This window comes from Acetobacter nitrogenifigens DSM 23921 = NBRC 105050, from assembly GCF_000429165.1.
GTDB classification, from domain to species: Bacteria; Pseudomonadota; Alphaproteobacteria; order Acetobacterales; family Acetobacteraceae; genus Acetobacter; species Acetobacter nitrogenifigens.
Window position 1 is genome coordinate 224,869 of the sequence record NZ_AUBI01000002.1, and the last position, 24,301, is coordinate 249,169.

Sequence of the window (24,301 nt, forward strand, 5' to 3'; positions counted from 1 at the left end):
GTGGAGCGCGGCAGATCGTTTCTCGATCATTATGAAATCTCGCCCAGCCCCGCGCAACAACCCAAATGGCGCGCCGCCGTCATCGTGGAGCCTCAATTTACTGTCCGCAATGCGCAATCGAGCATTCGCGCCACGGCGTGAACGTGCCATACTTGTGATGAACGACAGTCGGAGCCGCTGCGGGACGCTCGCAGCGGACGGGGTTTCAATGAGCGGAAAGACAGCGCCGGGACGCGGCGCATGCTTCGTCACCGGAAGCATCATGCGGCATGTGATGGTCATGGCGGGAACGGGCGCCATCGGCCTTATGGCCGTCTTCGCCGTCGATCTGCTGAACATGATCTATATCGCCCATCTCGGCGATCCGGCGCTGACCGCCGCGATCGGTTTCGCTAGCGCGATCGGCGGCGTGCAGATCGCGGTGTCCATCGGACTGACGATCGGACTCGGCGCCTGCGTGGGGCGAGAGATAGGGTCAGGCCGGTTCGACGTTGCGCAACGCGTGGCCTCCTCCTTCATGACCACCACGTTCGTCCTGACGCTGCTGCTGGGCGTTGCGACGGCGCTTTTCGCAGACCCGATCCTGCGGCTTCTCGGCGCATCAGGAGAAGCGCTGACGCAGGCGGAGCGCTTCCTCTATATCGTTTCGCCGTTCCTGCCGTTCGTAGCGCTCGGCATGTCCAGTTCCGCGCTTATGCGGTCCGTCGGCGACGCCAGACGCTCCATGAACGTGACGCTGGGCGGCGCCATCGTCGCGGCGATCCTCGACCCGGCGCTGATCCTTGGCATGCATGAGGGGCTGACAGGCGCGGCGATAAGTTCCGTCCTTTCGCGTTTTGCGGTCCTCATGCTGGGCATGCGCGGGGCGGGGGCGCACGGATTGCTGCGCAAGCCGCAACTACATGCGATTCCCGGCGACACGAAACGCGTCGCCTCCATCGCCGGCCCCGCGATCCTCACCAACCTCGCCACGCCGGTCGGTTCTGCTTACGTGACGGGAAACATGGCGCGGTTCGGGCTCGATGCAGTCGGCGGACAGGCGTCCGTGGAGCGTATCGTCGTCGTGGCGTTCGCGTTCGTTTTCGCCCTGACCGGCGCGGTCGGGCCGATCATGGCGCAAAATCTCGGGGCGAAGAAACTCGACCGCGTGCGTGAAGTGCTGCGGTCGTCGCTGACGCTGGTCGCTCTGTGCGTCGCGACAACCTGGGTCGTGCTCGCGCTCATCCAGAACCTGCTGGTCGCCGGCTTCCACGCCACAGGCAACGGCGCGACGCTGATTCACCTGTTCTGCTCGTGGACGGTTTCGTCTTACCTGTTCGTCGGCATGTTGTTCGTGGCCAACTCCGCTTTCAACAATCTTGGCCACCCGATCTATTCGACGCTGTTTAACTGGGGGCGCGCGACGCTCGGGACCATTCCGTTCGTCACAGTCGGCGCGCGTTACGGCGCGGCAGGCGTGCAGATCGGGCAATCGCTGGGCTGCGTCCTGTTCGGCTCCCTGGCCGTGGTCGTGGCCTTTCGCGTGGTCGCAAACCTGAACGTCGGGCAGGTTACGCCAGAAACGGACGCCATCGTCGCAGCGTCGGACGTGCCGACGCTGAGCCCGGAAGCCGCCATGGCGGATCTCGACGCCATCGAGGAAGCCGCGCTGTCCGAATCGAAATAAGACGGTTTCAAAACTGTCTGCCCTGAAGAGTAAGACGCCCATGTCGAAGCTGAGCAAGGCCGAGCGGGACGCATTGCCCGACGACGCATTCGCGCTGTCGGGACGACGCTATCCCATTCCGGACGCAGGTCATGCCCGTGACGCTTTGGCGCGTGCGAGCGAGTTCCATCGCCGGGGCGAACTGAGCGACGAGGAATACGAAACAGTGGTCCACCGCGCCCGAGCAGTGCTTGGCGAGTAACGACGACCACTCTTCACGAAAGCTATAAAGCCTGCTGCCCGAGCCACACGCGAGAGCTTGTGTTAGGCCAATCCGGCAGGTCCGCCCATTTTGCAATAGCTCTCAATAAACCAGACGCTGCCGATGCCCGGCAACAGTGGCTGAGCGCCGCGAATATGCGCCTTCGGGCCCATATCCTCCGAACCCCTCGTCTCACGAAGCGGCAGAGCATCGCCTGCCTGAGGGCCCGTTTGCAGGCGTGACGACGCTTGCGCAGGCTTGCGTTTTACGCCGGGTGAACAGGGACATACGCGGGCGCGCCGACGCGACCGCCTGAGCGCTGCTTGCCTGCGGCGCGCCACGGGGGCAGGATCGGGGCGTGGTCGCGCCTCGCGTTTGTCCTGAGGCGTACGCCGCCTTGTCCGGCCGCGCTCTGCCAAGGACGGCGGCGTCCACAATCCGGTCGCCGGGGCTGCAAGGCGCGTGGCGAGCGAGTAAGGAAGACGACATGACGAATACAGACACAACGTCCGACGCGGCGCTTCTGACCAATTTCAAGGGCGCGCTCGCGGCTGCGACAGTCTCGACCCACCCGTTCCGCCACTGGACGATCGACAACGTTCTGCCGAAGCCCGCCTGTGACGCTCTGGTTGCCTGGGAAGCCGCCGCAGGCGAGATGGCGGGCGACACCGGCGGACGGCGGGAAACCCGTAACGGCGCGCGGGTGTTCGTCGAGCCCGGCGCGCGGGCTCGCGACCAGCGCCTGAACGAGATGGCGGAGGTGCTGGACAGCGCAGAGGCCCGACGCGCGATTTCAGCTATGTGCGGCGCGGACCTCGACCACACGGCGCTCAGGCTCGAGCTGAGCCTGGACACCGACGGTTTCTGGCTGGAGCCGCACACCGATATCGGAGCCAAGAAGCTCACCCTGCTGGTGTCGCTGTCCACCCACGCCGACGCGGAGCAGTGGGGCACCGACCTGATGACGCCCGATGGCGTTCCCGCCAAACGCAGTTCGGGACGCTTCAATACCGGCACGCTGTTCGTCCCGGGCGACGACACGTGGCATGGTTTCGCGGCGCGACCGATCACAGGTCTGCGGCGCGGACTGATCGTCAATTATGTCGATTCGACGTGGCGGGCGACTCACGAACTCGCCTTCGGTCCGGCCTCCTGATCTCGCACACAGCCTGAAATTTCCTGACAGCGGCGGACTTGCGCGTCGCAAGGTGACGTAGCGGCGGTCATGCGCCGCCCCGACATCCGGCGACGGACCATGCCAACATCTCATAACTTCCCCTACTGCCCCCAGTTTCCGCATTCGTCAGGTTGCAACCTGACGGTTGACCTGTCCGTTTTCTAACGCGAATCAGTCGTGTGTCCGGAGGCGTCCTTGTCTTCGGCGTATCGACGAAGCGGTTTGCCTGTGTCAGAGGAACCGCGACAGAAGATTTTTGCGGCGAAAACGGGCTCCCAGGAGCATGGAGCCGACGAACCGCGCGGTGGAACCGCCTTGCACTGCGGAGGCGCCCGCCGGGCAACGGAGACGGAGTAGAGAAGCTATGAGCACACGCGAGGCGATGGATTTTGATGTCGTCGTCGTGGGTGGAGGGCCTGCGGGACTGGCGGCTGCGATCCGCCTGCGGCAGGTCGCGCCGGACGCGACTGTCTGCCTGATTGAGAAAGGCAGCGAAATCGGCGCGCATATCGTCTCCGGCGCTGTGATCGAGCCCCGGGCGCTGGAGGAACTTCTCCCCGACTGGCGTGATCTCGGATCGCCGATCAAGACCGAAGTGACCGAGGAGGAGATGTATTTCCTCACCGAATCGCGCGGCTTCAAGGTTCCGGCGCTTGAGAAGGTGATGCCGCATCTCGCCAACCACGGAAATTATGTGGTCAGTCTGGGCGAGGTGTGCCGCTGGCTGGCGGAACAGGCCGAGGCGCTCGGCGTCGAGATCTATCCCGGCTTCGCCGCTTCCGAGGTTCTGATTGAACAAAATCGCGTCGTCGGCGTCGCCACCGGCGACATGGGCGTGACGCGCGAAGGCGAGCACGGCCCCAATTACGCCGAGGGCATGGAGCTGCGCGGCAAATACACCCTGTTCGCCGAAGGCTGCCGTGGCTCCCTGACCAAGCAGGTCATGGCGCATTACGACCTGCGCAAGGGCGTCGACCCGCAGACCTACGGGCTGGGAATCAAGGAAGTGTGGGAAATCCCCGCCGCCAACCATCGCCCCGGCCTCGTGGTGCACAGCTTCGGCTGGCCGCTCGACGACCACACCTATGGCGGCGCGTGGCTCTACCATTTCGGCGAAAACCTCGTCTCCTACGGCTTCGTCACCGGGCTGGATTACCGGAACACCTGGATCTCGCCGTATGACGAGATGCAGCGCACGAAGCTGCACCCCGTTTTCAAGCCGCATTTCGAAGGCGGACGTCGTCTGATCTATGGCGCGCGCGCCCTGTCGGAAGGCGGGTTCCAGTCCATCCCCCGCCTGACCTTCCCCGGCGGCGCGCTGATCGGCGATAGCGCAGGCTTCCTCAACACGCCCAAGATCAAGGGCACGCACACGGCGATGAAGTCCGGCATGCTGGCCGCCGAGGCCGTGGCCGATGCGCTGAAGACGGAGCAGGTCGAACCCGCGTCCTTCACCAGCCGCGTGCGCGGATCGTGGCTGTATGACGAGCTGAAGACGGCCCGCAACGTGCGGCCCGCGTTCTCACGCTGGGGAACGAAGCTCGGCGCGCTGTACTCAGGTTTTGACGCCATGGTGTTGCGCGGCAAGGCGCCGTGGACGCTGCGCTTCAGGCACGCGGACAACGAGACCCTGACGCCAGCGAGCACGTCGCAGCCGATCGCCTATCCGAAGCCGGATGGAAAGATCACGTTCGACAAGCCGTCGTCCGTTTTCCTCTCCAACACCAACCACGAGGAAAACCAGCCGGTCCACCTGAAGCTCCGCAACGCCGCGCTGTGGAAGACGGTGAACTGGGACGTCTTCCGCGCGCCGGAGAGCCGGTATTGCCCGGCAGGCGTTTACGAAGTCGGGGACGAAGCCAGCGATCCGCGTCTGGTGATCAACGCCCAGAACTGCGTGCATTGCAAAACGTGCGACATCAAGGATCCGGCGCAGAACATCGACTGGTGCACGCCCGAGGGCGGCGGCGGTCCGAACTATCCGGGCGGGATGTGATTTCCCGACCGGCGTACGCTAGACCTTCTGTCGCTTAGGGCAGTCATTTTCTCAGGCGGCGCGATGCAGGGGCGTCCTCAGGACCCCGCTTCGCACCGCCGCCAACGGGTATCAGGCAAGAAGACCATGAAAATTCTCGTCCCGGTAAAACGTGTCGTCGATTACAACATCAAGGTCCGCCCGAAAGCCGACGGGACAGGCGTCGAGACCGCAGGTCTCAAGATGTCGATGAACCCGTTCGACGAAATCGCCGTCGAAGAGGCTCTGCGGCTGCGCGAGAAAGGCGCTGCGACGGAAGTCGTCGCCGTGTCGATCGGCGTGCAGCAGGCGCAGGATACGCTGCGCACGGCGATGGCGATGGGTGCGGACCGCGCCATTCTGGTGCTGACGGAAGAAAGCCCGGAGCCGCTGGCGGTCGCGAAGATCCTCAAGGCGATCGTCGAGCGCGAGACGCCCGATCTCGTGATCCTCGGCAAGCAGGCCATCGACGACGACATGAACGCCACCGGCCAGATGCTGGCCGGCTTGCTCGGCTGGCCGCAGGGCACGTTCGCCAGCAAGGTGGAACTGGCCGACGGTCGCGCCGAAGTCGCGCGTGAAGTGGATGGCGGCACGGAAGTCGTCTCCATCGCGCTGCCCGCCATCGTGACGGCCGATCTGCGCCTCAATGAACCGCGCTACGCCTCCCTGCCCAACATCATGAAGGCGAAGAAGAAGCCGCTTGAGACGCTGCAGGCCAGCGACCTCGGCGTCGATACGACGCGGCGCCTGACCGTCGTCTCCGTCGCCGAACCGCCCGCCCGCAAGGCCGGCGTCAAGGTCGGCTCCGTCGAGGAGCTTGTTGAGAAGCTGCGTAACGAAGCCAAGGTGATCTGATCATGACCGTTCTTGTTTTTGTCGAGACCGAAGCCGGTCACGTTCGTCAGGCCTCCCGCAGCGCCATCGCCGCAGCGTCCAAGCTGGGCGAGGTCCATGCCCTCGTGGTCGGCGACGCCGCATCCGTCGGCGCGGGCGCCGAAGCCGCCGCGAAGATCCCCGGCGTGACGAAGGTCCTGAAGGCCGGAAGCGACGCCCTGGCGCACACGCTGGCCGAACCTCTGGCCGACCTCCTCGTGTCGCTCGCTGGCGATTACTCGCACATCGTCGCCGCCGCATCGTCCGTGGGCAAGAACGTGCTGCCGCGCGCTGCCGCCCTGCTCGACGTGCAGCCGATCCCCGACGTGCTGGACATCGTCGACGCCGACACGTTCGTCCGCCCGATCTACGCCGGCAACGCGCTCGCCACGGTCAAATCGGCGGACGCCAAGAAAGTGCTCACCATCCGCGCGACCAGCTTCGACCCGGCCCCGGCCGAAGGCGGTTCCGCCTCCATCGAAGACGCCGCCGCTCCCGCTGCGGGCGACACGTCGCGTTTCGTTTCCGCCGAGACGCCGACCAGCGACCGACCAGAACTGGAGTCCGCGCGCGTGATCGTCTCCGGCGGCCGTGGGCTGCAGAACGGCGAGAACTTCAAGACCGTGCTGGAGCCCCTAGCCGACAAGCTGGGCGCCGCCATCGGCGCATCCCGCGTCGCCGTGGATTCGGGCTACGTGCCCAACGATTATCAGGTCGGCCAGACCGGCAAGATCGTCGCGCCGGAGCTGTATATCGCTGTCGGCATTTCCGGCGCGATCCAGCATCTGGCGGGCATGAAGGACAGCAAGGTCATCGTCGCCATCAACAAGGATGAAGACGCGCCGATTTTCCAGGTCGCGGATTATGGGCTTGTCGGCGACCTGTTCGACGTCGTTCCCAAGCTCGCCGCCGCGCTGTAAACGCCGCACACGGCAGTCTGCAGATCGCGGTTAATGAAAATCCCTGCTTAGGCGGGGATTTTTTATTGTGAAGTCTCGAGTGTTCGCCTTCTCGTGAGGATTGGCGCGTCGACACTCCGTCAGGGGGAGCCGAAGCGCCACAGTGGCTCAGCCGCGCAGAACGGCGGCAGGCGCACCTTTCGAACCGAGCCACATTTTTAGCGTCGACTCTCGTTCCATTGTCAGGACTCAGACGCATCCACCCGCTATGAGCCAGAGTTTCCCCCGCGCTCCGTCGATGCGTCGTCGCCCTCGGTGAATACCGCCATATTCGACCAAAAAAAGCGGATCGGGCCAATGAATATGAAACGATGGCGCCGCCCTACATGCTCCCCTTTCCTTGAATAGACGAAGCAAAACGCCGCAGCTTACAAAAGCGGATGGTCGACCTGTTCTCCGATAATGCGCCGCAGATCAGGGTGACGGCGTCTGCGCCATGGTTTAGGGTCATGGCGTTTCGCGCCTACGTTCAGACGCCTCTGACATCGCGGAAAAAGACCGCCCGGAAACAGGAAAACAGCATCGCCATGACTCCGATACGGTGGTTGATCGTTCTGATCCTGAGCATCGGCGTCTTTCTTTTTAGCACGGTCGTGTCGACGCATGACGCGCTGGCGGTTCTGTATGTCCTGTGCATCCTGTTCATCGCCGAAGCTGGCAGCGCCCGCACTATCGTAGCCGCCGGAGCAACCTATTCGACGTTGGCGGTGATCTCCTTTCTGATCAAACATTACGGAGAATCTTTCAACAGCGCCTATATCCGGCTCGGCATCAGCCTGGTCGCGATTATGGTCGCAACCTTCCTGTCACGTCGCGCACAGGCGGGACGTTCCCGGCTCTCGGAACAGAGCCTGTGGCTGGCTCTCACGCACGATACGGTCATCATCCGGGACAACGACGACAGGATCATCGACTGGAACGAAGGCGCGACCCGTCTTTACGGCTGGTCGAGAGACGAAGCTCTGGGCAAGAAAGTCCAGTCGCTGCTCAAGACATCTTTCCCCGCGACAAGCGCCCCCCGCCTTGCGCCGGGCGCGCTGTGGTCCGGAGAAATTACGCGGCTGGATAGGGACGGCCGCCCCATGATCCTCACCAGCACATGGATGGGAAAAGTGGGCGAATATGGCGGCGAAGGGGGCGTGATCGAACTCAGCGCCGACCTCACGCAGGAACGTCTCGCACAGGCCGGGCGCATGGAATCGGAAAGCCGTTACAAGGCGATTTTCAACGGCGCAGGCGTGCCGATTTTCGAATTATCGACCGACTCCCACGGAGCAGACGCCATCGTGCTGGCGCAGAACGAAGCCGCCGACCGTCTTGTCGGCCCGAAAGTAGCCTACGCCGCCGATCTTACGAAGATCCTTGATGACGAAGGCCGCCGACTGTTCCGCGACGCTATTATTCGCGCGCTCGCCGAAGGCGTCCGGCAGGAACTGTCATGCACGGTCATGCCAAGGGAATCCTGCCAGAGAGACGTGGCGTTCACCGTCAGCCATGGCGCGCAATACGGAGAAAGCCACACGATCCTCGTCACCGCAGTGGATATGACCGAACGCAATCAGGCGCGCACGAGGGTAGAACAGATGCAAACAGACCTCGCGCACGCATCCCGCATCTCCGCCCTTGGACAGATGACGGCGGTCGTGGCGCATGAGATTAATCAGCCTCTTATGGCGACAGTGACTTTCGCCCGCTCCGGGCGGCGCTGGCTTCGTCGCGACACGCCTGATCTGGATGAGGTAGGGCGGTGTCTGGACGGCATCGTCAGCACGGGGGAACGAGCCGCGCGTGTGGTCGAACGTATCCGCGCCATGAGCCGCCGCCAGACGCCGGAACATGAAAAACTCTCTCTTGCGAACGTCATTACAGAGACTGTCGAAATTCTCTCGTCCGAATTTCAACGCTACGGCGTCCGCGCCGAGAACCACGTCACCGCGCCGGATTTGTATTTCGTCGGCGACAGGGTGCAGATTCACCAGGTGCTGGTGAACGTCATGTTAAACGCTGCCCAGGCCATGAGCGCAGTCTCCGACCGTCCACGAAATCTTATACTAAGTGCCGCGAAAGATGTATCGCGAGCGAGCCTAACGCTGACCGTTGAAGACAGCGGAACGGGTTTCCCGCCAGAACTTCTGGAAGATGGCGTCGCTCCGTTCATAAGCAGCAAGGAAGGCGGCGTAGGGCTGGGCCTTTCTGTGTCGAGAACAATCATGGAAACGCATGAAGGACGCCTTGGCGTGAAAAATCGTCCCGAGGGAGGAGCGTCCGTCGAACTTCAATGGCCTTCAACGGAGGAATCTCGATGACGATGCGTGGCCGGGTGCATGTCGTCGACGACGACGCGGATGTTCGCGGCTCCCTCGACAGCCTGCTTCGTTCGGAAAATTTCGAGATTTTCCTGCACGAAAATTCTTCTGTCTTTCTCGACGCCTACGACCCGCTCACCCCCGCCTGCCTGCTGCTGGATATAAGGCTGGAAAAAGAAGACGGTCTGGAGGTGCAGGAGAGGCTTCTTGCTGAGGATATCCTTCTGCCGGTCGTCATCATGACCGGACATGGCGACGTTCCCTCCGCCGTGCGCAGCATGAAGCAGGGAGCTGTGGATTTTCTCAGCAAGCCGTTTTCCGACGACGCTCTTCTTGCAGCTCTGGACAAGGCGCTTTCCGCCGACCGGGAAAGACTGCGCGCCCAGAGCAGCCGCAGCGCCCTCGACGCGCTTTACGCGACGCTGACCCCCCGCGAAAAAGACGTGGCGGCGCTGGCGGTTTCCGGCCTGATGAACAAGCAAATCGCGGCTGAACTCGGCATCGAGACCATCACGGTCAAGGTTCACCGGGGAAAGGTGATGCGCAAGATGGAGGCCAGATCGCTGGCCGACCTGGTGCGTATGCTGGAGGCTCTGGGAGTTCGCAGGTGATGTAGGGCTTCGATGCGTCAGCGCCACACCGTGGCGAAGGGCATGACAGGCATTGGGGGAAGCAGAACGTCGGCTATTGCGTAAAAATCATGAAAAGTTCATGCCTCCCCTACCTTGGGGAAATCCATTCGCTTTTCTGACACGTCATAATATGCTCCGACCAGTCCATGAATGCTCGGACACGTGGCGCAAGATGTCGACGGGCCGGATACATGATCGAAAGCGGTCGACGCAACTTCCGCTCTTCGGGCAAGACCTCGACAAGCTTTCCCGTTTCGAGGTGATCCGCCATGCAGGCGCCGGGACCTTGTGCAAGCCCCATTCCGGCCAGCGCAGAAGCAATGAACGCTTCTGTGTCGTTTACCAGCACGCCGCTTTTGAGCGTAATTTCGCGAACCCCATCGCGATCGGGTATCTGCCAAGGCATCGCTCGATGACCTCGGCCAGAAAAATAATTAACAGCACGGTGATTAACGAGATCAGAAAAGGTTTTAGGAAAACCATACCTTGCGAGATACTCTGGCGATCCACAAATCGCTATTGTCATCTGCGCGATAACTCGGCTTACCATACTAGATTCAGGTAATTTTCCGAGACGAATTACACAATCCACTCCGTCGGCCAGTAAGTCGACTGGCTGATCGCTAACTCCCAAAATAATTTCTATATCTGGATAAGCTCGAATGAAGTCCGGGAGCGCAGGAATAATAAAAGGCTTAGCAATCGCCACAGGTATGTCGACTCGCAACCTGCCGTGCGGGCGCTCGCCTGAGCTACCGAATAGACCTTGCACGTCATCGACGTCAGCAAGCAGATGTATGGCCCGCTCATAAAGCTGCTCTCCTTCACCTGTGAGCAAAACGCGTCTGGTGGTCCGGTGCAGAAGACGCACTCCGACACTGTCTTCCAGGGCGTTAATCGCGCTTGTCACACCGGGACGTGTCAGCCGCAAAGCTTCCGCAGTCCGGGCAAAGCTGCGATGCTCTGCGACACCGACGAAGATGCGAAGCTGTTGAATAAAATCCATGCTCAGCATCTTAATTGTTATCGATAGGCATAACAATGAAATCAGGATATCGACGGTTCCGACCCAGGAATGACGCGCCTAGATATGTGCGGGATGACGGCGTACGCCGCCACATTTTCTGACTCTACGTCCTGAGAGGAGAAAACGCGCCATGTCACGTGTTGTCCGTTTCCATGAGTTTGGTGATGCAGATGTTTTGCATATCGAGGACATCGACGTTGCGCCGCCAGCTGCCGATGAAATCCGGATCGCCGTCGAGGCGATCGGGTTAAACCGCGCCGAAGTGATGTTCCGGCGGAACGCCTATGTCCAGAAAGCGGTATTTCCGAGCCGACTCGGCTATGAAGCTGCGGGCATAGTCGAGGCACTTGGAGACAACGTTACCGGGTTTTCCATCGGTGATGCGGTCAGCGTCATTCCGACCGAAGACATGGCCCGCTGGGGTACGTATGGGGAACTTATCAACATCCCAGCCCGCCACGTCGTGAAGCATCCCGCCAATCTGTCCTTCGCTCAGGCGGCCGCTTCATGGATGATGTATATCACAGCCTGGGGCGCGTTGATTGAGCAGGCGAAGCTGACAAGCGAGGATTTCGTGATCGTCTCAGCAGCGTCAAGCAGTGTCGGCATAGCGTCATTTCAGATTGCTCATGCCGTGGGAGCCAAGGTCATTGCGACGACGCGAACTAGCGCAAAACGTCAGGCATTGCTCGATGCTGGTGCTGATCACGTCATCGCCACGGCAGAAGAAGATCTGGTCACAACTGTCATGGCACTCACGAAGGGTAAGGGCGCGCGCGTCGTATTCGATCCTATCGGCGGGCCGGAAATCGCCATTTTGACAGAAGCAATGGCTCGCCGAGGCATTCTGCTCGAATATGGCGCCCTTAGTCCGGATACGGGGATATTCCCGCAATTCACAGTTCTCGGCAAAAGCCTTACTTTAAAGGGCTATCTCTACAATGAAATAGTCGATGATGACGATATGCTTGCGCGCGCAAAGACATTCATTCTTTCTGGCCTTGGAAACGGCTCCCTGAACCCGTTGATCTCGAAAACTTTTCCTTTCGATGAGATTCAAAATGCCACTCGCTTTCTTGAGTCAAACGAACAGATTGGAAAGATCGTCGTCATCGTCTGACACCCGAGATGTCAGCTTCAAGGACAAGGCAGGCGTATTCAAACACACCATAACCCCATAAAAAAAGCCCACGACGCAGCAAAGCGTCGCAGGCCGGACAACCACGGGGAAGAGCGCCGCCCTTCCCCGCCGCGTATGTCTTAGTTCTTCGCCTTGTCGACCAGCTTCGACTTCGCGATCCACGGCATCATCGCGCGCAGCTTCTCGCCGACGACTTCGATCTGGTGCTCGTTGTTGCGGGCGCGGATGGCCTTGAAGCCGATGTTGCCGGACTGGTTCTCCAGCAGGAAGTTGCGAACGAACGTGCCGTCCTGAATGTCGGTCAGAACGCGCTTCATCTCCGCCTTCGTCTCCGCCGTGATCAGGCGCGGGCCGGTGACGTACTCGCCGTATTCGGCGGTGTTGGAGATGGAGTAGTTCATGTTCGCGATGCCGCCTTCATAGATCAGGTCGACGATCAGCTTCACTTCGTGCAGGCACTCGAAATACGCCATTTCGGGAGCGTATCCGCCCTCGACCAGCGTCTCGAACCCGGCGCGGATCAGATCGACAAGGCCGCCGCACAGAACCGCCTGCTCGCCGAACAGGTCCGTCTCGACCTCTTCCTTGAAGGTGGTCTCGATGATGCCCGCGCGGCCGCCGCCGTTGGCCGAAGCGTAGGACAGAGCGATTTCGAGCGCGCTGCCCGAAGCGTCCTGCGCCACCGCGACGAGGGAAGGCACGCCGCCGCCGCGCTGGTACTCGGAACGCACCGTGTGGCCGGGGCCCTTCGGCGCGATCAGGAACACATCGAGGTCAGGACGCGCTTCGATGATGCGGAAATGGATCGACAGACCATGCGCGAAGGCGATGGCCGCGCCCTGCTTCAGGTTTTTCTCAAGCGAGTCCTTGTAGAGCTGACCCTGTCCTTCGTCCGGCGTCAGAACCATGACGACATCGGCCCACTTCGCCGCCTCGTCCGGCGTCATGACCTTGAAGCCGGCGCCTTCAGCCTTGGCGATCGCCGTGGAGCCCGGGCGCAGACCGATGACGATGTCCTTGACGCCGCTGTCCTTCAGGTTGTTGGCGTGGGCGTGGCCCTGGCTGCCGTAACCGAGGATCGCGACCTTCTTGGACTTGATCAGGTTCACATCGGCGTCGCGATCGTAATAGACACGCATCTTCATTCTACCTTTCGTTGAAAATCTTCACGAGGCGGCGCAGGGAACGCGTCCCGCGCCGTCAGTCGTATGGGTGTATCCTCAGAGCGAGCGCGGCCCTCTGGTCAGGGCGGCGACGCCGGTGCGGGAAACCTCGGCCAGCCCGAGCGGGCGCATCAGCTCGACAAAACTGTCCAGCTTTTCCGATGCGCCTGTCAGCTCGAACACGAACGAACTTGCGGTGGTGTCGACGGCGCGGGCGCGGAACGCCTCGGCGATGCGCAACGCTTCCGTGCGCGCCTCTCCGGTGGAGACCACCTTCACCAGAACCATCTCGCGGGCGATGTGCGGGCCAAGCGTCGTCAGGTTGGCGACGCGGCAGACAGGCACAAGGCGATCGAGCTGCGCGCGAATCTGCTCGATGATCGCGGGCGTGCCGGAGGTGACGATGTTGATGCGCGAACGGGCGCCGTCATCTTCGACCGGAGCCACGGTCAGGCTCTCGATGTTGTAGCCACGGCCGGAGAAAAGACCGACCACGCGGGCGAGAACGCCGCTTTCATTGTCGACCAGCACGGAAATCACCGCGCGGTATTCGTCGTTGTCACGTCCGGAAGGAGAGGTGGAGGTCGTCGCTGACGACGCCCCTGCTGCGTGTTTCATCGTTTTGATCCGCGATCCGCCCCGCGACGAGAATTGATGGCCTGTACTCGCCACGGCGGCAAAAGAAAAGGGCGTCCCGGCGCGGAAACCTGCCACGCGCGGGAGGGAAGCCCGGCGGCGACGGCCCAGAACCGACGCCGCCAGGCGATGCCTGCGACTGTGTCAGACGAGCATCTTGCCCTCGTTCGTCACGACAGCGCCCTGCGCCTCCTGCTCCGGCCCAAGGATCATTTCGTTGTGAGCGGCGCCCGACGGGATCATCGGGAAGCAGTTCTCGCCCTCGGCCACGCACAGATCGACCACCACAGCGCCGTCATGCGCCAGAGCCGCGCGGATGGTGTCGTCGAGTTCCGCCATCGTGCGGGCGCGGAAGCCTTTCGCGTGGAAACTTTCGGCCAGCTTCACGAAATCAGGGAGCGCAGAGCTGTAGCTTTCTGAATACCGCGAACCGTGCAGAAGTTCCTGCCACTGCCGCACCATGCCCATATACTGGTTGTTGATGATGAACAGCTTCACCGGCAGGCGGTACTGCGCGATCGTGCCCAGTTCCTGAATGTTCATCAGGGTGGAGGCCTCTCCCGCAACGTCGATGATCAGCGCATCCGGATGTGCGAGTTGCGCGCCGACCGCCGCTGGCAGGCCGTAACCCATCGTGCCGAGCCCGCCGGAGGTCAGCCAGCGGTTCGGCTGCTCAAACTTGAAGAACTGCGCCGCCCACATCTGATGCTGACCGACTTCGGTGGACACGTAAGTGTCGCGCCCCGTCTCAAGCGCCAGTTCGTAAATGCGCTGGATAGCCTTCTGCGGCTTGATGATCGCGTCGGGCGCCGGGTCCTGCGTGAAGCGCAGGCAATCCAGCGCGCGCCATCCCTCAATATGTTCCCACCAGTTCTTCAGCGCATCGGCGTCGGGCGCCGGGCCCTCGGCCCGCTCCCATTCCTCGATCATCGCTGCGATCGTCCGACCGGCGTCGCCGATGATCGGGATATCGACCTGAATGATCTTGTTGATCTGCGACGGGTCGATATCCGCGTGAATCTTGAAGGAACGCGGGGAGAACGCGTCGACGCGGCCCGTCACGCGATCGTCGAAACGCGACCCCAGGGCAATCAGCACGTCGCAATCATGCGTGGCGAGATTCGCCTCGTAAGTTCCGTGCATGCCGAGCATGCCGACGAATTGCGGGTCGCTGGAAGGAAACGCGCCAAGGCCCATCAGCGTGGACGTGCAGGGGAAGCCGGTCATGTGCACAAGGCGCCCCAGCGCCTCGCACGCTTCCGGTCCCGCGTTGATCACGCCGCCGCCCACATAGAACAGCGGACGCTTGCCGCGGCGCATCGCCGCGACCGCTTCACGCACTGCCTCGCGGTCAGGCTCAACGCGCGGCTGATAGGAACGACGGCCCTGCGTCGAAGGCGGCGCATAAGGCGCCGGACCGACGGTGATGTTCTTCGGCAGGTCGATCAGAACCGGACCCGGCCGACCGGAGCGGGCGATCTCGAACGCCTCGTGCACCGTGCGGGCCAGATCTTCCGGCTTCTTCACGAGATAATTGTATTTCGTCGCGGGGCGCGTGATGCCGGTCGTATCGGCTTCCTGAAACGCGTCGTTGCCGATCAACTGCACCGGCACCTGTCCCGAAAGACACACCAGCGGCACGGAATCCATCAGCGCGTCGAGCAACCCCGTCACGGCGTTGGTCGCGCCCGGTCCGCTGGTCACCAGCACGACGCCCACGCGGCCTGTCGAACGGGCGTAACCCTCCGCCGCATGGACGGCGGCCTGCTCGTGGCGGACCAGAATGTGGCGAATGCGATCCTGCTGAAACAGGGCGTCGTAAATCGGAAGGACCGCACCGCCAGGATATCCAAAGACGACCTCGACGCCCTGCTCCTCAAGCGCGCGCAAAAGCACTTCGGCGCCGGAGAGCGTCGTGCTTGCGTTGGGCTGGGCGGCGGTCGTCTGAGTGGCGGCGTTCATTGTCCTCTGGCTCCCCCGACGTTCGACGGCGCATCTGATCGCGCTGACGTTCATTCGGTATCTGGCCCGGCGCGCCGCTCCATCCGGCAGCGCCCTGGCGATTTGACCTGCCGGAAAACCCGGCAGGGAGCGCGGGTTTAACCCTGCTCCCCGGCCGCGTCAATCGCCTCTTTCGCAAAAGATACAATCGACGTTATTTTTCTTTCCATAAATTGCGTCTCATCGCCAATTCTCTTTTCGATTGTAATCACGTCACCTTCACCCGCCAGAGCGTGATGGTTGAACCACGTGGCCTGACGCCTCGTGTAGCGCCCCGTAGCCAGCACGGCGCGGTCGCGGGCTTCAGTCACGTCGAACTCGCCCCGCAGCATCGCCGTCAGTTCCGGCACGCCATGCGCACGCATGACCGGGCAGGACGGATCGAGTCCAAAAGAAAGCAGGCGCTGCACTTCCTCCACCGCTCCAGCGGCAATCATCATGTCGAACCGCCGGGCGATGGCGGCGCGAAGCTCGCTGCGGTCCGGGTGCAGCCGCACCGCAAGGAAACGGCACTCCGCGGCAGGCAGGCCGGGCTGACGTCGCCACCAGGCGAGGCCGTGCCCTGTCGAGCGCCAGACCTCCCACGCGCGCGCCAGACGCTGCGCGTCGGTCGGACGCAACTCCCCGCCGGTTTCCGGATCGACCTCAAGGAGGCGCTCATGCAGCGCCGCCGGTTCAAGCGCGAGGCGGCGCGCCTCCTCGCGCGCCTCCGCCGTCGGCGCAGGCACTTCGGCGAGCCCCTCGATCAGCGCGCGCAGATACATGCCCGTGCCGCCGCACAACACGGGCGTCCGGCCTTCGGCCCAGGCGGCCTCCATGGCGGCAAGCGCTTCGGCCCGCCACCACGCGACGCTGCCGACATCCGTGGCGGGCAGCACTCCGTACAGCCGATGTGGAACCCGCGCCTCTTCTTCGGGCGTCGGACGAGCAGTCAGAATGTGGAGTTCACGATAGACCTGCATCGAGTCCGCGTTGATCACGACGCCCGGCAATCGCTCCGCAACGCCAAGCGCCAGTGCGGATTTGCCCGAACAGGTCGGCCCGGCGACGATCAGCGCGACGCGCGACCGCGATCCAGAGCCATCCGACCGCAAAACGTTCTCGGGTTTGTCGCCTTGCCTCACACCGCCATCCCTGCCACACGCATTTTTACCATGGACTTCATTATGACTCTGGTCGCCGACCGGCGGACGACCGCTCTCTCCACCGCCGACATCGACACCGCCCTTGCTCTCAGCGAAGGGCGCAGGGACCGCACCCTGTCAGCCGAAGAGGCGGAGGACATCGCCTGCACTCGCCTGTCAGCCGAACGTTTCGAGACGATTCGCGCCGCGCTGGCCTCCCGTCGGATCGACGTCCTGATGACGCCCGCCGACGGGCGGCGCAAGCAGCTTCTCGTTGCTGACATGGACAGCACGATGGTGGCGAACGAAACGCTGGACGACATCGCGGCCCATGCGGAGGCGTTGCGCCCCGGCGTCGGAGAGGACGTCGCCGCCGTCACCCGCCGGTCCATGAACGGCGAAATCGACTTCGCGACCGCGCTGCGCGACAGGGTGGCGGTGCTCGCCGGTCTGCCGTCCTCCCTGCTGGAAGAGGCGTGGGGGAGCCTGCGGCTGAATGAAGACGCACGCACGCTAGTCGCCACCATGAACGCGCACGGCGCACGCACAGCCCTCGTCTCAGGCGGCTTCACATTCTTCACCGCGCGGGTCGCGAAGCTGTGCGGTTTTTCGGAGCATCACGCCAACCGGCTGGTCGTAACTGGAGACCAACTGGACGGAACCGTGGAAGACCCCATCCTCGGCCCGGACGCCAAGCTGGCGCAATTGCGACGCCTGCTGGCTCTCGACGGGCGGCCGGACACCGCGGCCCTCGCCATCGGTGACGGGGCGAACGACTTGCCAATGTTGCGGGCGGCGGGCCTTGGCCTGGCGTTTCACGCAAAGCCCGTCGTGCGTCAGGAAATCGCCAACCGCATCGATTACACATCTCTGCGGACGGCCTTGTTCGCACAGGGATACGCAGCCTCCGATTTCGTTCTGGACTGATGTCACAGTGAACGGCACGGTCCACCGCCTGCGACGCCATCGGGCATCGGAAGCACGCAATGAATGTAACACGAAACAGACCCGTTTGGGCGTCTCAAACCCGCCACATCTTTTCAGATAGCGCAGCGCACTTTTCGCCGCCGTGACGAGTTCTTGCGGCAAGCACGCACAAGTCTTTCCATCCCGGTTGAGATACAAAGAATCAGGGCTTTTGCACCGGCTGAAAAAGCGAAGACCCTGATACAATGCGAGGGCGGAAGGCGCAAAATAACATGAAAGAACTTCCGCAGGCTATCGTCTTTTAACGCCGCTGGATGACGTTTTCATGGCGCCACAACAAGTATTCGTCTCAATGAATATGATAAAATTAAGGCGATCCTCGTCAGAAACCTCCATCGTTATCAAAACTTAATTCGAGACGAAACAACGCGCGCCGTGTTACGGGTGCCGCAGCCGCTCTCCACCGGTCGACACTCGCGATCGTGGACCTTAGACTCCCGAGCAGGCGCTGTATTTTGGAGACTATCATGAAGTCAACTCGTCTTTTCGCCGCGCTCTCCCTGATCGCCATGACCGGCGCCGCACCGGCCTTCGCTCAGACCGCCACGGATCCGACCGCCGCTGCGACCGCGCCTGCCGCCAGCGCTCCCGCTGAGACTGCCCCTGCAGCCACAACCACCGCTGCGCCGGCCGAAGCGACGACAGCTCCGACGACGACCGACGCCGCTACGCCGACGACCAAGAAGCACCACAGCAAGAAGCACCATCACCACAAAAAGAAGACTGCTTCCTCGACCACTCAGAGCAACTGATCTCCGTCGAGGTCGGCCCGGTCGACCGGGCCGTACGGGAAAAAGCCGGCTCGTCCGGCTTTTTTCTTTTTGAGCGGACTACGTTACGCGCGCTGCAGCGGACACTCTCCGGTCAGGATTTTTCTTCCAAACAGAGAGTCTTCTGATCCATCCGAACGCCCCCCGGAAAGACAGAACGGCGTTACGACCAAAGCCCTGTCCCACGCAAGAAAATATCCAACTCCGTCAGGCGAAAGTCGCCATGCCAAATACTTTTAATCGCTTATTGCACCCACACTTTTGAAAACAGCAACTGATAGACGTTCGTATAAAAGTAGTTACCCAGGCGCGGAGAAGTCAGCGACACGGCGTTGATCTCGATAACAGGTGCGATGGGAGAGGCCCGCATCAAACGGACATCGGCCTGCCTCCAGAGCGCCAGCGTGCGCTCAGGTGTCAACGTAGCGTCAGATCTCGCCTGATCCATGATCTCCTGAATGGATCTGTCGCAAAATCCCGGCATGTTGATCGAACTGTCCGATCCAGGGTGAAAATTCTCACACCCGAGCAAATCATCGAGGAAGTTTGAAGGTGACGGATAATCCGCCGCCCACGATTTGATCGAAATTTGCACATGATTTGAACTGTTCTGGATATATGAAAACATAACCCCTGGACTGAGCGCCCGCACGGAAGCCTGATAGCCGATATCCTGCAATGTATTGCGCAGGTAATTCCCCATCGCGAGATCGACAGTTCCGTTCCCGACCACAACAGTCACTTTCTGCCCTGCCGTGCCGCTTTCACGCACCAGTGCGCGCGCTTTGGCGATATCGGGCGCAACCCAGCGCGGCGCGGGGCGGTTGAAGTCCGCGCCTGCCGAATAAGGGCAGGCCTCCGTATGCCCCACAATCGACGAGGGGATCATGTCGCACAGCGGACGCGCGAGCGCCGGGCCGCCGTAGAAAATGACCATCGCCTTGCGTCCCATGGCGTAGTTGACCGCCTGCCGCGCCTTCTCGTTGTCAAATGGAGGAATATTGACGTTCATCGGCGCGAAAAACGCCATCGGATGCGGATCGACATGCGTCTGCGCCGTATGGCGCGCGCCCAGTTCCCCAAGGCGATCCAGCGGGATCGGATCGTACATCCAGTCGTACTGACCGTTTTCGACCGCAGTCACCGCCGCTTCGTCCGGCACGCCGAACGTGTAGAGAATCGCGTCCGCATATCCGTCCGGCTGCGCTTCCTCGCTCCACAACTTGAAAAATGAATTGCGCTCCAGCCTTAGAAACCGGTTGGGGTCGTAGGCAACGACCCGGTAAGGCCCGGTCCCCGGCGCAGGCGTGTTGCCAAGGTCATGCGTCGGCGTATCGGCGGGAAGAATGCTCGCGTGCGTAAAGGCCAGTTTCTGAAGAAACTCTCCGTCGGGCTCCTTCAGGTGAAAGGTGATGGTGCGTGCGGCCGCATCGCCCACGACGCCCCCGTCCAGGGTGCAGCGGGCGGCGTCGCGCAGACATATGTCGGCGCCGACGATACTCGAATAGAACGATCCCGCCGTGGGAGACCCGACAAGGAAAATACGTCGCATCGACGCAACGACGTCATCGACCGTCACCTCCCGCCCATCGGAAAACTTTACCCCGCGCCGCAGTGTGAAAACCCAGGTTCGCCCGCCATCCTGCGGCGCAGGCAGAGCTTCAGCAAGGTCCGCGACGACCCCGTCCCCACCGCCGCCCCGCACTTTGCGAAATCCTGTCAGCCCATCGTAAATCCCGGCGAAAAGGTCTATATATTGCGCCGAATATCCGATCTGCGGATCGAGCGTCCCGCCAGAACTCGCCGCGACAAGCCGCAAGGTCCCGCCCCTGTGAGAATCATCAGCTCTCGCGCCGAGGACGGGCCAAAGCAGAGACAGCGCCGCAAATAATCCTGCGCCATATAAAGACTGTTTTCTATGCACGCTCGTCATTCACCTTTCCCGCACGCGGGCATCCAGATTCATTCCACGATAATTCGTTCGACGAGCACTGCAGATTCTGGCCGCCATACCACCGCAACAAGCACACGCACCGAATCACCCGATCATCATCAACTGCGCGTTGCCGCCCGCCGCCGTCGTATTCGTGCTGCTCGTACGCTCCTGCAAAAGCCACGCGGAGGGCGTCAACCGTTCCGCCGAACAGCGGAACACCGGCGTTATCGGCCCATCGCGCATGGCCACGCGCTGCGTCAGAGTCCGCAAATCGTCGTCTTCGCCAGAGAAAAGAACAAGATCGAACGGTTCGCTCTCGGGGTTTGCACTGACGATGACTCCGTCGCGCCCCCCCTCGGGCAACAGAGCGTTATCAGCCATCAGCGCACGATTGCCAGTACGGGTGCAACGTTCGATTTGCGCGGCGAGATCTTCCGCCTTCGCTGCGACGCACAGAGCCACCCCGCGCCCCCGCGTCCGGTAGCGATTTTCTTCGCCCACAGGGCCGGGCAATAACAAATCCCCCTCCGTCGCCGTGAAGTCTGACGGAGCCTGCGCCAGCAACCGCACCAGATACAGCGGCCCGCCCGCCTTCGGCCCGGTGCCTGAGAGACCATGCCCGCCGAAAGGCTGACTGCCCACGACGGCGCCCACGGTGTTTCGATTGACGTAAATGTTTCCGGCGTCCGTACGCGCCGTAACGTGACGGATGGTCCCGTCTATCCGCGTATGCAACCCAAAGGTCAGGCCATAACCTGTCTCGCGGATCGCCGCCAGAACTGCATCCAGCTCTTCGCGCACGTAGCGCCGGATATGCAGGACCGGACCGAACACCTCCCGCTTCAGATCGCCCACTCGTCCGATTTCTATCAGTGTCGGCGGCACGAAAAAACCATCGGCGCAGGAGGCAGGCAGGGCGACCTGAAACACGTCGCACCCCTTGGCCCGCATTCGTTCAATATGCGCGTTAATCCCGTCGCGCGCATCCGCCGAAATGACGGGCCCTATATCCGTGGCGAATCTGTCTGGTCGCCCAACCGACAATTCCTCCATCGCACCCTTCAACATTTCGACGACGCGATCCGCCACGTCTTCCTGCACGCACAAAATGCGCAAGGCGCTGCATCGCTGCCCGGCGCTGTCGAACGCAGAAGTCAGAACGTCCTGCACCACCTGCTCCGCGAGCGCGGACGAATCGACGATCATCGCATTCTGCCCGCCAGTTTCCGCGATCAGCGTCACAGGGGACCCATCGGGGTTAACCCGATCAGCGAGCGTTCTCTGGATCAGACGCGCCACTTCGGTCGATCCCGTAAACATGACGCCTTTGACACGATGATCCGCGACAATCCGCGCCCCGACATCTCCACCACCCGGCAGCAGACGTACCGCATCCTCCGGCGCCCCTGCCTCGACAAGAATCGCCACCGCCTGCGCGGCGATCAGGGGCGTCTCCTCCGCGGGTTTCGCGACGACGACGTTGCCCGCCGCCAGCGCGGCGGAAACCTGTCCCATGAAGATCGCGAGGGGAAAATTCCACGGACTGATGCAAGCGACGACGCCAAGAGGACGATGCGTGTCGTTGGAGAATCCCGTCCTGACCTGTTCCGCGTAATAGCGCAGGAAATCGACAGCCTCCCGAATCTCGGCGACCGCGTTGGTCAGCGTCTTGCCCGCCTCCCGCATGATCAGGCCGAGCAGAACCGGCGTGCGTTCCTCCAGAAAAACGCTGGCGCGATCAAGAACCGCCGCCCGCTCTTCTGGCGATCGGCAGGCCCATCCGGGTTGCGCCTGCGCTGCCGCGATTAACGCGACGTTGACAGCTTCCGGCGTCGATTCAACATAATGGCCGACCACGTCAGAGAGACTCGCCGGATTTAATGTCTCCCGCATGGGCGTTCCGGCCTCCGTCCCCAGAGGCGTAGCACTCCACGAAAGCTCCACAGCGCCCGCGAACGTTTCAGCCAATCGGGCGAGCACGCCCTCGTCCGCGCTGTTGACGCCGCGGGAATTTTCCCTTCCGGGACGGAAAAGATCGGAAGGCTTCGCGATACGCGCGTGCGGCGCCCCGGCAGGGTCCGCCGCCGCGACGACGGTCGCCGGATCGGCGGTCAGTTCCGAGATCGAGACCGCCGGATCCTGCAAACGGTTGACGAAGGATGAATTCGCGCCATTTTCCAGCAACCGCCGGACAAGGTACGCCAGCAGGGTCTCATGGGAGCCTACCGGCGCATAAATCCGACACGGACGACGCAGCTTATCGGCGCCGACGATCTCCTCGTACAACGGCTCGCCCATGCCGTGCAGGCACTGGAATTCGTAATCGCCCGGCTTGAACCCTTGACCCGCCATACGCATGATAAGCGCCGCCGTGTAGGCGTTGTGGGTGGCGAACTGAGGAAACACGGCGTCCCGCGCAGCGAGAAGCTTCCGCGCGCACGCAATGTAAGACAGATCCGTGTGGACCTTTCTGGTGAAGACCGGAAAGCCCTCCACGCCGTCAACCTGGGCGCGCTTGATCTCGCTGTCCCAGTATGCGCCCTTGACCAGCCTGACCATCAGGCGACGACCGGTGCGACGCGCCAGATCTATGATCCAGTCCAGCACAAACGGCGCGCGCTTCTGATAGGCCTGCACGACGAAGCCGACGCCTCCCCACCCTGCAAGACCTTCTTCGAGGCAAAGGGTTTCGAGGATATCGAGGGACAACTCCAGCCGGTCGGCTTCCTCCGCGTCGATGTTGAGCCCGATGTCGTATCGCCGAGCGAGAAGCGCCAGCGCCGTGACGCGCGGCGCCAGTTCCGCCATGACCCGCGCGCGTTGCGACCGGGCGTAACGCGGATGCAGCGCTGAGAGCTTGATCGAAATTCCAGGCCGCTCGTATGGGCCTGCGCCTGCCGCCGCACGTCCGATAGCGTGAATCGCCGCCTCATACTCGCGATAATAACGCGCCGCGTCCTGCGCCGTCATCGCCGCTTCTCCCAACATGTCGTAGGAGTAGCGGAAACCTTTCTCCTCCATGCGGACGCCGCGCCCAAGAGCCTCCTCGATGGTGCGCCCGGTCACGAACTGCTCGCCCATCATTCGCATCGCGAAGTCCACGCCGCGCCGAATCAGCGGCTCGCCGCCACGCGCGATCAGGCGCGTCAAAGCTGCGCCAAGCCCCGCTTCGTCAACAGTGGTCGTGAGCTTGCCTGTGACGATCAGACCCCATGTCGCGGCGTTGACGAAGACTGAACGTCCTCGCCCCACATGCGCGCGCCAGTCGCCTCCGGCGACCTTGTCACGAATCAGCGCATCTCGCGTCGGAGAGTCCGGGATGCGCAGCAACGCCTCCGCCAGACACATCAACGCCACGCCTTCCTGACTCGAAAGATCGTATTCACGAACAAGAGCCTGAACCGCGCCGCGTCCGCCCTTTTCCCGCAACGCGCCAATCAGCCGAGCGGCGAGCCCCCGCGCCTCCTCGACCACGGAAGGGGGGAGCGTCGCCTGTGGCAACAGGCGGCCGACGCACTCCGGTTCCGACGCAAGATAATGGTGCGTAATCGCATCGCGAAGGGGCGACGACGGGGGAACGCTGTCGAGAAACGCAGAAAACGGCGCGTCGGGCGGCATTGTTGTTTAAACTCCGGAACACACGGC

The 24,301-nt window shown here is 62.3% G+C and carries 19 protein-coding genes; 12 read left to right on the forward strand and 7 right to left on the reverse strand.

Annotated elements, in window-relative coordinates; all coding sequences use genetic code 11:
* The 9 genes from G442_RS24890 (at window position 1) to G442_RS0103960 (ending at window position 9,850) form a co-directional block, all read left to right on the forward strand.
* Window positions 1-141: a hypothetical protein gene (locus G442_RS24890; protein WP_154660344.1), complete on the forward strand. Its 141-nt coding sequence runs from the start codon at window positions 1-3 to the stop codon at window positions 139-141.
* 67 nt (window positions 142-208) lie between these two features.
* The gene (locus G442_RS0103920; protein WP_026396923.1) at window positions 209-1,666 is read left to right on the forward strand and encodes an MATE family efflux transporter; all 1,458 of its coding nucleotides are present in this window, start codon (window positions 209-211) and stop codon (window positions 1,664-1,666) included.
* Between the two features lie 40 nt (window positions 1,667-1,706).
* On the forward strand, window positions 1,707-1,907 hold the full coding sequence (locus G442_RS0103925; protein ID WP_026396924.1) for a hypothetical protein: 201 nt from the start codon (window positions 1,707-1,709) through the stop codon (window positions 1,905-1,907).
* A gap of 487 nt (window positions 1,908-2,394) precedes the next feature.
* Window positions 2,395-3,063, forward strand: coding sequence for a hypothetical protein (locus G442_RS0103935; RefSeq protein ID WP_026396925.1), 669 nt, complete (start codon window positions 2,395-2,397; stop codon window positions 3,061-3,063).
* A gap of 385 nt (window positions 3,064-3,448) precedes the next feature.
* Window positions 3,449-5,080, forward strand: a complete 1,632-nt coding sequence (locus G442_RS0103940) for an electron transfer flavoprotein-ubiquinone oxidoreductase (RefSeq protein WP_026396926.1) — start codon at window positions 3,449-3,451, stop codon at window positions 5,078-5,080.
* Window positions 5,081-5,206: 126 nt separating this feature from the next.
* Window positions 5,207-5,956, forward strand: a complete 750-nt coding sequence (locus G442_RS0103945) for an electron transfer flavoprotein subunit beta/FixA family protein (RefSeq protein WP_026396927.1) — start codon at window positions 5,207-5,209, stop codon at window positions 5,954-5,956.
* 2 nt (window positions 5,957-5,958) lie between these two features.
* Window positions 5,959-6,894 (forward strand): FAD-binding protein, encoded by a 936-nt coding sequence (locus tag G442_RS0103950; RefSeq protein ID WP_026396928.1) that lies wholly within the window; start codon window positions 5,959-5,961, stop codon window positions 6,892-6,894.
* Between the two features lie 419 nt (window positions 6,895-7,313).
* Window positions 7,314-9,239: a PAS domain-containing sensor histidine kinase gene (locus G442_RS0103955; protein WP_026396929.1), complete on the forward strand. Its 1,926-nt coding sequence runs from the start codon at window positions 7,314-7,316 to the stop codon at window positions 9,237-9,239.
* On the forward strand, window positions 9,236-9,850 hold the full coding sequence (locus G442_RS0103960) for a response regulator transcription factor (protein ID WP_035376146.1): 615 nt from the start codon (window positions 9,236-9,238) through the stop codon (window positions 9,848-9,850). Before G442_RS0103955 ends, G442_RS0103960 begins: the two co-directional genes overlap by 4 nt.
* A gap of 109 nt (window positions 9,851-9,959) precedes the next feature.
* Here the strand turns inward: G442_RS0103960 and G442_RS0103965 are convergent, their stop codons facing one another.
* Complete coding sequence (locus G442_RS0103965) at window positions 9,960-10,877, reverse strand: LysR family transcriptional regulator (protein WP_026396931.1); 918 nt, start codon at window positions 10,875-10,877, stop codon at window positions 9,960-9,962.
* Window positions 10,878-11,028: 151 nt separating this feature from the next.
* On the opposite strand from G442_RS0103965, the gene G442_RS0103970 reads away from it, so the two are divergent.
* Complete coding sequence (locus tag G442_RS0103970; protein ID WP_026396932.1) at window positions 11,029-12,018, forward strand: zinc-dependent alcohol dehydrogenase family protein; 990 nt, start codon at window positions 11,029-11,031, stop codon at window positions 12,016-12,018.
* 140 nt (window positions 12,019-12,158) lie between these two features.
* On the opposite strand, the gene ilvC is transcribed toward G442_RS0103970, so the two are convergent.
* From ilvC to miaA, 4 genes are all read right to left on the reverse strand, one after another.
* Window positions 12,159-13,178 (reverse strand): ketol-acid reductoisomerase, encoded by a 1,020-nt coding sequence (gene ilvC / locus G442_RS0103975; RefSeq protein WP_026396933.1) that lies wholly within the window; start codon window positions 13,176-13,178, stop codon window positions 12,159-12,161.
* 81 nt (window positions 13,179-13,259) lie between these two features.
* Window positions 13,260-13,820 (reverse strand): acetolactate synthase small subunit, encoded by a 561-nt coding sequence (ilvN, locus tag G442_RS0103980; RefSeq protein WP_035376147.1) that lies wholly within the window; start codon window positions 13,818-13,820, stop codon window positions 13,260-13,262.
* A gap of 162 nt (window positions 13,821-13,982) precedes the next feature.
* Window positions 13,983-15,800 carry a biosynthetic-type acetolactate synthase large subunit gene (gene ilvB, locus G442_RS0103985; RefSeq protein ID WP_026396935.1) on the reverse strand — a complete coding sequence of 606 codons (1,818 nt, stop codon included), beginning with the start codon at window positions 15,798-15,800 and terminating at the stop codon, window positions 13,983-13,985.
* A 137-nt stretch (window positions 15,801-15,937) separates the two neighbouring features.
* Window positions 15,938-16,933 carry a tRNA (adenosine(37)-N6)-dimethylallyltransferase MiaA gene (miaA, locus tag G442_RS0103990; protein WP_035376197.1) on the reverse strand — a complete coding sequence of 332 codons (996 nt, stop codon included), beginning with the start codon at window positions 16,931-16,933 and terminating at the stop codon, window positions 15,938-15,940.
* A gap of 60 nt (window positions 16,934-16,993) precedes the next feature.
* On the opposite strand from miaA, the gene serB reads away from it, so the two are divergent.
* Window positions 16,994-17,890, forward strand: a complete 897-nt coding sequence (gene serB / locus G442_RS0103995) for a phosphoserine phosphatase SerB (RefSeq protein WP_026396937.1) — start codon at window positions 16,994-16,996, stop codon at window positions 17,888-17,890.
* Between the two features lie 527 nt (window positions 17,891-18,417).
* On the forward strand, window positions 18,418-18,702 hold the full coding sequence (locus tag G442_RS0104000) for a hypothetical protein (protein ID WP_026396938.1): 285 nt from the start codon (window positions 18,418-18,420) through the stop codon (window positions 18,700-18,702).
* A gap of 262 nt (window positions 18,703-18,964) precedes the next feature.
* On the opposite strand, the gene G442_RS0104005 is transcribed toward G442_RS0104000, so the two are convergent.
* A complete protein-coding gene (locus tag G442_RS0104005; RefSeq protein WP_084440351.1) occupies window positions 18,965-20,653 on the reverse strand; it encodes an ABC transporter substrate-binding protein in 1,689 nt (562 codons plus the stop codon).
* Window positions 20,654-20,758: 105 nt separating this feature from the next.
* Window positions 20,759-24,274, reverse strand: a complete 3,516-nt coding sequence (gene putA, locus G442_RS0104010; RefSeq protein ID WP_026396940.1) for a bifunctional proline dehydrogenase/L-glutamate gamma-semialdehyde dehydrogenase PutA — start codon at window positions 24,272-24,274, stop codon at window positions 20,759-20,761.
* Window positions 24,275-24,301 lie beyond the last annotated feature (27 nt).